The following is a 10,932-nucleotide window of genomic DNA, read 5'->3' on the forward strand; positions in this document are numbered from 1 at the left end:
AAGCTCGTAGCGGGCAAACACGCCCGCGCTCGTCGACACCTCGGCCCCCGACGCCACCGCGCTCGCCGTCGGACCCGAAGCCGGCAATACCGAGCAGCCGCCGACCAGGCCGGCCATCAGCGCCGAGAGCGCCGCGTTACGCACCATTGCAACACTCCATCCGGATCGGCCCGTGCGGCGCGATCCCGGGGCGGCACGGCATCCATGCGCGCCAAAACACTGAGATCGATTTAACGAAGGCTCGGCCGGGTCCGGCCGGGGTCGGGTCCGGCCCCGCCGGCTTCGCGGGGGCGAAGCCATCGACCGGCATTGCGTCACGACCGTGGCACGGCCACGCTTGCGCGCGCCCGGGTCTCCGAAACGCCCGCCACTGTGTCGCGCAGGAGACGGCCGAGGGCGTCGGCGGTCAGGTCGACCCGGGCCGGCGCGGCGCGCTCATCGTCTCCGAACCGGAAGATCGCGTAGTCGGTCGCCGTGTCGCCGAAGCCGGGGCGGCAGGTCGGCAGGGCAGGCGCGTGGTCGCCGAACACGCAGAGGGTCGCGCGCAGGCCGGACAGGCCCGCGACGAGATCCTCCACCATCCGGCCCGTATGCACGACGTGGTGGCGATACTGCGCCAGCGGGTCGTCGATCCCCGGCAGCCGGCCCGGCTTCCAGGGCCCGTGGTTCTCCATCGTCACGCAGGTGATGAAGAGCGGGCCGCGCCGGTCGCGCACCTCGGCGAGGACGCGTTCGCCCAGCGCCACGTCGCCGACATAGGGGCCGACGCGCGGCGCATCGGCAAAATCCTCCTCCATCACCAGCCGCTCGAAGCCGAGGGCGCGCATGACGGCGGCGCGCTGGAAGAAGTCGCGGTGGAACGGGTGGATGAAGGCCGTCTCATAGCCCGCGTCCCGCGCCAGGCGCGCGAGGCTTGTCGGCTCGTCGCCGCCGGCGGCGAGGTAGGGGTCGAAGACGCCGAAGCCGAGGCTCGCGGCATCCCGCCCGGTGAGCACCGCGTGCTCGGTCCGCATCGTGTAGGCGCCGTGCGCCGGGACCCGAAGGCGCCCGTACTGGGCGGCGCGCGTCCGGAACAGGTCCATGGCCGGCAGGGCCGGCCCGCCGAGGCGCATCGGGTCGACGAAGGATTCGAGCTGGACGACGACCACGACCGCGTCGCGCGCGTGCGCGGCGAATGCTGCCGCGGGAGGCATCGCCTCGGGAAGCGGCGCCTCGGGAAGTGTCGCCTCGGGAAGTGTCGCCTTGGCCGCCCGGGTCGCCCGCCAGCGCAGCGCATAGGCGAGGATCGTGGCCATCTGGCCGAAGCGGGAGACGTCCGCCTCGAGGTCGGGCGTCGGGAAAAGCCGGGCGAGCCAGCGGCTCAGCGGCGGCCTCTCGAAGGCCCAGGCCAGGCCGAGGAGCGCGAGCGGCAGGGCGAGGAGCGCGCCGAGGGCCGCCAGGGGCGCGCGCGGCAGCAGGCTCGGCTCGAGCCAGTACCAGAGGCCGATGCCGGCCAAGGCGGCGAGCAGCGGCCCGCCGATGCGGGGGTCGCTGACCGGGCGGGTGTAGTAGAGGTCCGGATGGCGCGGCACCTGCGGCAGCAGGGCGAAGTCGCTGAACACCAGCGGCTCGCCGATCACGCCCCGCTTCAGCCGGCTGACGATGCTGAGCCCGGCGGCCGTGAGGATGCAGGAACTCGCCGCGAGCCAGGGCCGCCACGAGAAGGCGAACCAGAATAGGGTGACGAGGGCGTAGGTCCCGAAGCGGATCGCCAGGTCGCCGGGCTTCCGGGAGACCGGCCGCCGGCTGCCGCCCTCATACGCCTCGACGGCGAGCGGGAGCGCGAGCGCGGCGATCAGCGCGGACAGGACATGCATGGCGGGACGTACATGGTTTGTGCCGACCGCTACCGCGGGTTTCCGTCCGGGCCGCGCGTCACGCCGCGGCGCTCCCGCAGGTGGCGCACGAGCGGATTCAGGAGGGCGTAGCGGGCGCGCATGATCATCTGTGCGGTTCTGCCGATCGAAAGCGGCGTCCGCGGGGCGGCATCGCGTGCCGCGCTGAGACGATCGAGCAGCTGCTCCGGCGAGCACGGCTTCATCGCCACCGGATCGAGATAGCGCGGATAGAGGATGAGCGCGCCTGCCACGAGCTCGTCGAGGCCGAGGCGCCGGCCTCGATCGGCGCTCGGCGCGAGGTCCTCCGTCAGCCCCCATCCGGAATAGAAGGGCCGCCCATGAACGGCGACCGTGAGGCCGCGGATCAGCGCCTCGAAGCCGGCGAGCGAGGTCATCGTCTCGACGTGATGCGCGCGGTCGAGGAGGTCCACGATGCTGAGCCCGCCGACGATCCGGTCGGCGAGAGCGAGCGCCTCCTGCTCCGGGATGGCGCCTGGCCGGAAGCCGGCCTCGACGTCCGGGTGCGGCTTGAACAGCAGGAACGCGTCCGGGTTGCGCGCGCGGGCCGTCCGCAGCAAGTCGAGGTTGGAGCGGACGAGGGGCGAGCCGTACTGAACCGAGGCGTCGTCCTCGACCTGTCCCGGCACCAGAACGATCCGTCGGTCGCTCGGCCAGTCGCCCTCGGTCGGCGAGAGCCCAACATTGTACTTGCTGAGGCGCCGCGCCACGATCGCCTCGCGCAAAGCCGCCGCGCGAGCGACGAGGGACGGGGAAAACGCGGTCGTCGCCAGGATGATCGCGAGGCGGCTCTCCCGGCGCGGGTCGTAATAGATGCCTTGGTCGTCGACCACGATCGAGGCGCCGGGCTGAAGGCTCGCCCCGAGACCGACCGAGCGCAGGAAACCGTCCTCGATCCGCGCCAGCGGAAGACCGACCTCGGCGCAGCGCGCTTCGAGCTGCTCGGGCGCGCGCGTCGCCCAGGCGAGCACCCGGGCCTGATGCAGCATCCCCGCCGCCACGGCATCCTCGGCCCGCATCGTGTGGATCGCCGGCCCCTGCGGGCCTTCAGCGAAGACGTCGAGGGCCGGGCGCTTCCAGCGCGAGATGCCGACATAGACGACGCGGCGGTCGTTGGCGGCGAAACGGTCGCGCAGCCAGACGACCCGCTCAGCGCAGTCTTCGGGATCGATGGGCCGGCGCGTCCAGGGGTCGAAGCAGTGGATGCCGGCCCCGAAATTCGCGGCGAGTGCCTCGGGCCGTGACCCGTCGTCCGGCGTCCCTCCGAGGCAGACCGTCTCGTATCCGGCGAGCCGGGCGGCCGCGCCGCTCTCGGGCGAGTCCACGTAGATCCGCGCCGCACGCTCGAACATCAGCCAGGGATTGACCGCCTCGTTGACGACGGTGAGCCGCGGGGAAACGGCGCCGCTGAGACCCCGGCAACCGTCCGGGCCCGCAGCGACGAAACGCTCAGGCGGCGAGGCCGCGAGCACGCGTTCCACGAAGGTTCGCAGGCGCCGGCGGCTCGTGGCCACTGGGCCGTCCACAAGAATCAGCGCGGGCGGCGGCGCGCCGCCGAAAACTGCATCGAGAACCGCGCTCCCGTCCGGCGCGAAGCGGTTGTGGCCGTAGAGCTGCGCCTCGCGCATCAGGCGGGCGAGGCCGGAAGCGGGATGCGGGGCATCGAGCGGCGCCCCGCGAAAGCGGATCCGGAGGGATGCGAGACCCGTCGACGGCCTGTCGTAGGGGCTCCGAAGCGGCCCCGGCTCGACGATCAGGGTTGGGCGGTGCGCCGCCTCCAGCGCTCGCGCGGCCGCGGAGTGCGAACCCCACACAGCCCCGACCGTGTCGCGGCTCCGGGGAAGGCCCAGCGCGCAACCGGTGGCGCCCTCGATCTCGGCTCGAAGGTGCAGGATCGTCCGGCCGGTCGCGAACAGCGACGGAGGTGGGCTGGGGCGCATGGCTCGTTCGGTTGCCGCGAAGGCCCTGCTTTAACCCAACTCGCCGCTCCGTTGCGAACAGTTCCTGCGCGCCGATGCCGCGGACACACCCTCGCCGTGATTCGTACCTAGCCAAGATTGGCCGAGTTTGCTCATGCGGACGTTGCCGGAAAGGCACGGGCCGGGGAAATCACACCCGCCTCTCCCGCCGCCGCATTGCTGGCTCGTGCTGCGTATGCGACCCGTTCATCCGGATCGTTGGTCGGGTTCTCAACCCGGTGAAGGACCGAAGCGCCTCAGAATGCTGCAGCCTCGCCCCGATACCCACCCCGATCGTCCGGCAACCTTCCTGTTCCTGCAGGGCATCGCCTCGCCGTTCTTCTCCGACCTCGGACGCGCCCTGAAGGCGCGCGGTCACCGGGTCCGGAGGATCAATTTCTGCTCGGGCGATTGGCTGTTCTGGCGCCTCCCGTCCGACAATTACCGCGGCACCCGCGAAGGCTGGGACGCCTATCTCGACGCCTACATCCTCCGCCACGACGTCACCGACATCGTGCTGTTCGGCGATTGTCGACCCTTCCACGTCACCGCACGCGAGATCGCCAAGACCCGGGGCCTGCGCGTCCACGTGTTCGAGGAAGGTTACATCCGGCCGAACTGGATTACCTGCGAGCTCGGCGGCGTGAACGGGCATTCCTCCCTGCCGAAGACGGCCGCCGAGGTGCGGGCCCTGGCCCGACGCCTGCCCCAGCCGGGCCGGGCCATGCCCTCGACCGGCGACATGGCGCGCCGCAGCTTCTGGGACGTATCCTACAACATCGCCAATATCGGCTTTCCCTACTTCTACCCGAACTTCCGCAGCCATCGCCCGACCCACATCGCCGCCGAGTATGCGGGCTGGATCAAGAAGTTCAGCCGCCGCGGCCGCACCCGCCGCGAGGCGGTCCGCTGCAACGAGATCTACACGGCCGTCGGTGCCGACTACTTCCTGCTGCCGCTTCAGCTCGACAGCGACTATCAGATCCGCGTCCACTCGCCCTTCCTCGGCGTCGAGGGGTTCATGGACCGGGTCATCAAGTCCTTCGCCAGCGCCTCCGCCGCGCCGACGCGCCTCCTCGTGAAGCTGCACCCCCTCGACAGCGGGCTGATCAACTGGCGCAAGTTCGCCCGCGCCTCCGCCCGCCGCCACGGCGTCAGCGACCGTCTCGACTTCATCGACGGGGGCGATCTGCCGAGCCTCATCGCCGGGAGCCGCGGCGTCGTCATCGTCAACAGCACGGTCGGCATGCTCTCCCTCGAGATGGGACGCCCGACGCTCGCCACCGGCACGGCGATCTACAACATGCCGGGCCTCACTCATCAGGGAGACGTGGACAGCTTCTGGACCGAGCCGAGCCCGCCCGATATGGCCCTGATGGCCGATTTCCGCCGCGTCGTCCTGCATCGGACGCAGGTGAACGGCGGCTTCTTCTCGCAGGCCGCGATCGAGCGGGCCGTGGCCGGCACCGTACCGCGGATCGAGGCCGCCCTGCCGGACGCGATGATCGCGGCCGCCCGTGCCCTCAGCGAGGGCGCCGAGGGCGACGGTCGCTTCGCACCCGTCTATTGATCGGCGCGCGGCTCCCGGGGTAGCACCCCGCCATGCCCGTCATCCTGATCACCGGTGCCTCAAGCGGCATCGGCGCGGCGCTCGCCCACCACTATGCCGCCTCCGGCACCACGCTCGTGCTGAACGCGCGCGATCCCGCCCGGCTCGAAGCGGTCGCCCAGGCCTGCCGGGCGAAAGGGGCTGAGGTCGAGATCGAGCGTCTCGATGTGCGCGACCGCGACCGGGTCAGGGCCTTCCTGCAGGCGGCCGATGCGCGCCATCCCCTCGATCTCGTCATCGTCAACGCGGCGATCAACGGCGGCCATCCGGCGGGCGGCGTCGAGACCGAGGAGACAGCCTTCGAGACCGTCGACATCAACCTGAACGGGGCGCTCAATGTCGCCTTGCCGGCCCTCACCGCGATGCTCGCCCGCGGCCGGGGCCAGATCGCCCTGATCTCCTCGCTCGCGGCCTTCGCGCCGCTGCCCGACGCCCCGGCCTACAGCGGTGCCAAGGCGGCGCTCCTGGCCCACGGCCTGGCGCTGCGCGACAAGGTGAAGTCCCGTGGCGTGAAGGTGAACGTGGTCACGCCCGGCTACGTGAAGACGCCGATGGGCGGCGACTACAAGGGCTGGCGCCCCCTCGAGATGAGCGCCGAGCAGGCCGCCGAGCGGATCGCGCGGGGCCTCGAGCGCGACCTCGACGTGGTGGCCTTCCCGCGCCGTCTCGCCGCGGCGGCGCGCGGCGCCGCACTGCTTCCGGAGCGCCTGCGCCGCCTCGGCATGCACGGGTTCCGCTTCCAGATCCGCAAGCGGCGCTGATGGCGACACCCCGCATCGCGCTCTTCGCGCTCGAGGCTCTGCCGAATGCACGCGCGGCGCGGCGCTTCGTCCAGGACCACGCGACCGACATTGCCTTCGTCGGTCTCTCGAACGCGGAGCGGCCGGGAACCGGCGGCTTCGTCGGCCAGATCCGCCGGCACCTCGCCCGGTCGGGGCCGAGCTTCCTGCCCTATCTCGGCGTCAATTTCGGCCTGCCGGACCTGATGCGTCCGCTGGCGCCGTTGACGCGGCGCCTGTCGGGCAGCTTCGAAGCACCCGAGGCGAAGCCGCTCGCCATCCTCTGCCGCGACCTCGGCATCCCGAGCCGGGTCGTCAATGACGTCAACGGTCCCGAGGTCGCCGATGCCCTGCGCCGACATGGCGCGGACCTCATCGTGACCTTCCACTTCGATCAGATCCTGACCGCGGCCACGCTCGCCGCCGTGCCGCTCGGCGGCATCAACGTGCATCCGGGGCTCCTGCCCCGCCATCGCGGCCCCGTCCCGACGATCCACGCCCTCGCCGAGGGGCCGGACGCCTTCGGCATCACGATCCACCACCTCGCCGTCGTCATCGATGCGGGCGCGATCCTGGCGCAGGAGGCCGTGGCACTGCCTCCCGACGTCACCGCCACCCGGGCCTCGGTCCTGCTTCACGAGCGCGGGCGGGTGCTCCTCGACGGCATCCTGGAGCTGGTCTCGCGGGACGGGCGCGTCCCGGAGGGCCGGCCCATGCCGACCCTGCCCTACTGCCCCTTCCCCGATCGCGCCATGCTGCGTGATCTGCGGCGACGCTGCCTCAGGCTGACGGATGCCCGCGATCTCGCCGACGCGGCCTCCCTGAACGCGCGGGGCTGATCATGGCCCGCAACGGACGGGCTGGCGATCAGCGCGCGAACTTCTTGTACTTCAGCTTCTTCGGGATGATCGAATCGGCTCCGAGGCGGCGCATCTTGTCGGCCTCGTAATCCGAGAAATTGCCCTCGAACCACTCGACGTGGCTGTCGCCCTCGAAGGCGAGGATGTGAGTGGCGATGCGGTTCAGGAACCAGCGGTCGTGGCTGATGATCACGGCGCAGCCGGCGTAATCCTCCAGCGCATCCTCCAGCGCGCGCAGGGTCTCCATGTCGAGGTCGTTGGTCGGCTCGTCGAGCAGCAGCACGTTGCCGCCGCTCTTCAGGGTCCGGGCGAGATGGACGCGGTTGCGCTCGCCGCCCGAGAGCGTGCCGACCTTCTTCTGCTGGTCGCCGCCCTTGAAGGCGAAGGCCGCACAATAGGCTCGCGAATTGATCTCGCGCTTGTTGAAGTAGATGATGTCGTTGCCGCCCGAGATCTCCTGCCAAACCGTGGCGTTCGGGTCGAGCGCGTCGCGCGACTGGTCGACGTAGCCGAGCTTGACGCTCTCGCCGAGCTCGATCTTGCCGGCATCCGGGGTCTCGACGCCGGTGATCATCTTGAACAGGGTCGTCTTGCCGGCGCCGTTGGCGCCGATCACTCCGACGATGCCGCCCGGCGGCAGCTTGAAGGACAGGTCGTCGATCAGCAGGCGGTCGCCGTATCCCTTGCTCAGGTGCTCGAAGTCGATGACGTTGTTGCCGAGCCGCTCGGAGATCGGGATGACGATCTGCGCGGTCGGATCGATCTTGTCGGCCTGTTTCGCGACGAGCTCCTCGTAGCGGGTGATGCGGGCCTTCGACTTCGACTGGCGGGCCTTCGGGGAGGCCGCGATCCACTCCTGCTCGCGCGAGATGGCGCGCTGGCGGGCCATGTCCTCACGGCCCTCTTGCTCCAGGCGCTTCTGCTTCTGAACCAGCCAGGACGAGTAGTTGCCCTCGTAGGGGATCCCCCGGCCGCGGTCGAGCTCCAGGATCCAGCCCGTGACGTTGTCGAGGAAGTAGCGGTCGTGGGTCACGATCAGGATCGCGCCCGGATATTGCCGCAGGTGCCCTTCGAGCCAGTTCACCGTTTCGGCATCGAGGTGGTTGGTGGGCTCGTCGAGGAGGAGGAGTTCGGGCTCCCACAGGAGCAGGCGGCAGAGCGCGACGCGGCGGCGCTCGCCGCCCGAGAGGGTCGCCACCGGCTGCTCGTCGCTCGGGCAGCCGAGTGCCTCCATCGCCTGGTCGACCTTCGAATCGAGCTCCCAGAGATTCTGGGCCTCGATCTGGTCCTGCAGGCGGGTCATCTCGTCCGCCGTCTCGTCCGAGTAGTTCATGGCGACCTCGTTGTAGCGGTCGAGCAGAGCCTGCTTCTCGGCCACGCCCTCCATCACGTTCTCGCGCACCGACTTGCTCGGATCGAGCTGCGGCTCCTGCGACAGGTAGCCGACACGCGCACCCTGCGCGACGAAGCCCTCGCCGGTCCAGTCCTTGTCGATGCCGGCCATGATCTTGAGAAGCGTGGACTTGCCGGCGCCGTTGATGCCGAGCACGCCGATCTTGGCGTCGGGGTAGAAGGAAAGATTGACGTTCTCCAGGACCTTCTTGCCGCCCTGGTAGGTCTTCGTGAGACCTCGCATGTGGTAGATGAATTCGCGGGCCATCGCCGGTGTCCTCGTGTTCTCGCGGGCCGGGGCGCGGATCTGCGCCGCCCGGCCGGTATTCATGTCGGGTCGAGGGGCCGAGTCCGGCCCGCTTCTCGCGTGCCTGTCTCGAACCCTGCGGATTCGGTCCTGCGGTTGGTTCGGCCCCCGGCGCTCCGAGCGGAGCAGCGCGCTGGGCCGCATTCCGAATGCCGCATTCCCATGTGATGATCGCGCCCGAGTAACAGGGTGGCGGTGGACGGGCAAGGACGCTGGACGATTCTCCGCCCGCCGCGCGGTCAGGCGAACGGATTCTTCACGGTCCGGGGCGCCTCGATCTCCTCGGCCACGGCCTCCGGCAGATCCGCGGCGGCAAGCGCCCGTACGACCGCGTCGACCGTGGCCTTCAGCGTCCGGGCCTGTGCGAGCCCGGCTCGATCTCGGGTCAGGTCGAGGGAGCCGTGGATCGCGATCCGGCTCGTTCCGTTCTCGAACGACAGCGCCCCGATTGTCTGCACGGCCGTCTCGTCCGCGTAGGGAGCGAATATGAGGTCGGGTTTTCGGCGCGCCATGATGGGCCTCGTTTCAGAGGATCGAGCGGAGGGCGTCGCGCAGGGCGCGGCGCAGGATGCGCAGGAACTCCGATCGCGCCCAGCCCCAGCCATCCTCGTCGCGGTGGCGCGGGCGTGGATCGGGCGAATCTCCCCTGGAATAGTCGCGCGGCTCGGGTAGGCTCATCGGCGTGCCCTTGGTGCGGTCCGACAGGCCGGGGAAGACGTCGAGGCCCGAGATGTCCTTCAACTCCTTCAGCGAGACCGCGCGCCAGTCCCCCTCTCCTCGGTTCGGCGCCAGATAGGCGGCGGCTTCCGCCCTCCCCGGATCGTAGATCGCCTTGAAGATCTGGGTCGGCACTAGGACCCGGCCCTTGATCGCTTGTGCGGTGCCGCCCTCGAAGACCGGGCCCGTGATCACGTAGATCTCGCCGCGCTCCGATCCGAGGCGCCTGACGCTCTCCTCGATCGCAGCCCAGAGGCCTCGGTTGAAGGCTCGGTTCTGGGGCACGATGTTGGCGAGGCTGAAGGACTGCGACTGGGCCTGCGGCGTCGGCATGTCGCCGGCCGGGGCCATGTGCCCCCTGTCGTACCCGCTGTGGACGTAATCCTCGACGCGCGCCCGCGCGTCCGGCGGGATGCGATCCTCGTCGTGAAAGGAATCCGCCCGCTCGACGCGGCGTGCCGCCGCAACGCTCACGCGCGTCAAGTGCTCGGCCGCGTAGAGGGGCGTTCGCGAGACACCCGAATAGAGAATCGCGAAGGCGTCGAAACAGAGAAACGTCGCCCCGGCCGACAGTTTCGGGTTCGTCAGGGTCGGCAGCGTGCCGTCACTGAAGAGATTCGGGCAAGTCTCGTCGGCGCGGGCGCCGCCGGCGAGCAGAAGCAGGACTACGAGGGCATTCCGGGCAGGACGCATCTCAATAGCAGACCCGGACCTTGCGCGTTCCGGAGGGAGTCGGTCGCCAGCGCCAGCCGCAGGGTCGGCCGAGGGACCCTTCGAAGGGCCGGACGTCCCGGTCCGGCGCGCCGGGCGAGGCCTGGGCGCGACAGCCCGGGCCGGGCCTGCACGCCATCGTGAAGTCCGGCAAGCGCAGCAGTGGCTCCGCCGCGGCGCCGCTTCCCAGCATCGTCGCGCAGACCGCCAAGCAGCAGAGGAGATGACGGCGGAACATCAGAGCCTCACGTCGCATCAGCGGCAAGAAATCCAAAAAATTGACGCGCTTAACGTTGATCATCGCCGCCATGAACCATAATTGGCGTTCCTGTGAGCATTTCATCCGGCAGCGACTCTGGCGCCGTCGTATCCCTGTCCACCGGCGCCTCCCATTGCTGAAACCGAGGGACAGAGACCCGAAAAGTTCGGGACGCGGCCTGTCGGATTGTGACGGCAGCGTGGCAAAGCTGGGCGAGATCGGTATATAGGTCCGCAAATCTCATCGGCCGCTCCGGCGCGTCGATCCCGGGACCGGGCGTGACAAGGGATGCTCCGGTCCCGATATCAGAGACCAAACGAGCGGGTGTAGATCATTGGCACGTCAAGACACATCACGATTGGACGGTCTGGAGTTTCCGTCTTTGCTTCGTCGTCTTCCTGAGGGCGATTTGCAGGGTGTTGCGGACGCGGTTCGTGCGGAGATG

Annotated in this window: 9 protein-coding genes; 3 read left to right on the forward strand and 6 right to left on the reverse strand. The window is 69.9% G+C overall.

Annotated features, from left to right (window positions below; all coding sequences use genetic code 11):
* Positions 1-314 precede the first annotated feature (314 nt).
* Positions 315-1,856, reverse strand: coding sequence for an LTA synthase family protein (locus tag WDW90_RS31725; RefSeq protein WP_336491564.1), 1,542 nt, complete (start codon positions 1,854-1,856; stop codon positions 315-317).
* A gap of 29 nt (positions 1,857-1,885) precedes the next feature.
* Positions 1,886-3,835 carry a capsular polysaccharide export protein, LipB/KpsS family gene (locus tag WDW90_RS31730; RefSeq protein ID WP_336491566.1) on the reverse strand — a complete coding sequence of 650 codons (1,950 nt, stop codon included), beginning with the start codon at positions 3,833-3,835 and terminating at the stop codon, positions 1,886-1,888.
* Between the two features lie 280 nt (positions 3,836-4,115).
* Between WDW90_RS31730 and WDW90_RS31735 the strand changes: the two genes are divergently transcribed.
* Genes WDW90_RS31735 through WDW90_RS31745 form a run of 3 tightly spaced genes read left to right on the forward strand, consistent with a single transcriptional unit; the run spans position 4,116 to position 7,080 of the window.
* The gene (locus WDW90_RS31735; protein WP_336491568.1) at positions 4,116-5,423 is read left to right on the forward strand and encodes a capsule polysaccharide biogenesis protein; all 1,308 of its coding nucleotides are present in this window, start codon (positions 4,116-4,118) and stop codon (positions 5,421-5,423) included.
* 32 nt (positions 5,424-5,455) lie between these two features.
* Positions 5,456-6,223, forward strand: coding sequence for an SDR family NAD(P)-dependent oxidoreductase (locus WDW90_RS31740; RefSeq protein ID WP_336491570.1), 768 nt, complete (start codon positions 5,456-5,458; stop codon positions 6,221-6,223).
* The gene (locus WDW90_RS31745; protein ID WP_336491571.1) at positions 6,223-7,080 is read left to right on the forward strand and encodes a formyltransferase family protein; all 858 of its coding nucleotides are present in this window, start codon (positions 6,223-6,225) and stop codon (positions 7,078-7,080) included. The genes WDW90_RS31740 and WDW90_RS31745 overlap by 1 nt, the downstream gene beginning before the upstream one ends.
* Before the next feature lie 28 nt (positions 7,081-7,108).
* On the opposite strand, the gene ettA is transcribed toward WDW90_RS31745, so the two are convergent.
* The 4 genes from ettA to WDW90_RS31765 form a co-directional block, all read right to left on the reverse strand.
* Positions 7,109-8,761, reverse strand: coding sequence for an energy-dependent translational throttle protein EttA (gene ettA / locus WDW90_RS31750; RefSeq protein ID WP_336491573.1), 1,653 nt, complete (start codon positions 8,759-8,761; stop codon positions 7,109-7,111).
* Positions 8,762-9,039: 278 nt separating this feature from the next.
* Positions 9,040-9,312 (reverse strand): hypothetical protein, encoded by a 273-nt coding sequence (locus WDW90_RS31755; protein WP_336491574.1) that lies wholly within the window; start codon positions 9,310-9,312, stop codon positions 9,040-9,042.
* Between the two features lie 13 nt (positions 9,313-9,325).
* A complete protein-coding gene (locus WDW90_RS31760; RefSeq protein WP_336491577.1) occupies positions 9,326-10,216 on the reverse strand; it encodes a DNA/RNA non-specific endonuclease in 891 nt (296 codons plus the stop codon).
* Positions 10,212-10,538 carry a hypothetical protein gene (locus WDW90_RS31765; RefSeq protein ID WP_336491576.1) on the reverse strand — a complete coding sequence of 109 codons (327 nt, stop codon included), beginning with the start codon at positions 10,536-10,538 and terminating at the stop codon, positions 10,212-10,214. The genes WDW90_RS31760 and WDW90_RS31765 overlap by 5 nt, the downstream gene beginning before the upstream one ends.
* Positions 10,539-10,932 lie beyond the last annotated feature (394 nt).

The organism is Methylobacterium nigriterrae (assembly GCF_037106235.1).
Lineage (GTDB): Bacteria > Pseudomonadota > Alphaproteobacteria > Rhizobiales > Beijerinckiaceae > Methylobacterium > Methylobacterium nigriterrae.

Bases quoted from the DNA above. Each gene is read 5' to 3' on its own strand.
- WDW90_RS31745 (WP_336491571.1), top strand. From the start codon at position 6,223: ATGGCGACACCCCGCATCGCGCTCTTCGCGCTCGAGGCTCTGCCGAAT.
- WDW90_RS31755 (WP_336491574.1), bottom strand. From the start codon at position 9,312: ATGGCGCGCCGAAAACCCGACCTCATATTCGCTCCCTACGCGGACGAG.
- WDW90_RS31765 (WP_336491576.1), bottom strand. From the start codon at position 10,538: ATGGCGGCGATGATCAACGTTAAGCGCGTCAATTTTTTGGATTTCTTG.
- ettA (WP_336491573.1), bottom strand. From the start codon at position 8,761: ATGGCCCGCGAATTCATCTACCACATGCGAGGTCTCACGAAGACCTAC.
- WDW90_RS31735 (WP_336491568.1), top strand. From the start codon at position 4,116: ATGCTGCAGCCTCGCCCCGATACCCACCCCGATCGTCCGGCAACCTTC.
- WDW90_RS31725 (WP_336491564.1), bottom strand. From the start codon at position 1,856: ATGCATGTCCTGTCCGCGCTGATCGCCGCGCTCGCGCTCCCGCTCGCC.
- WDW90_RS31730 (WP_336491566.1), bottom strand. From the start codon at position 3,835: ATGCGCCCCAGCCCACCTCCGTCGCTGTTCGCGACCGGCCGGACGATC.
- WDW90_RS31740 (WP_336491570.1), top strand. From the start codon at position 5,456: ATGCCCGTCATCCTGATCACCGGTGCCTCAAGCGGCATCGGCGCGGCG.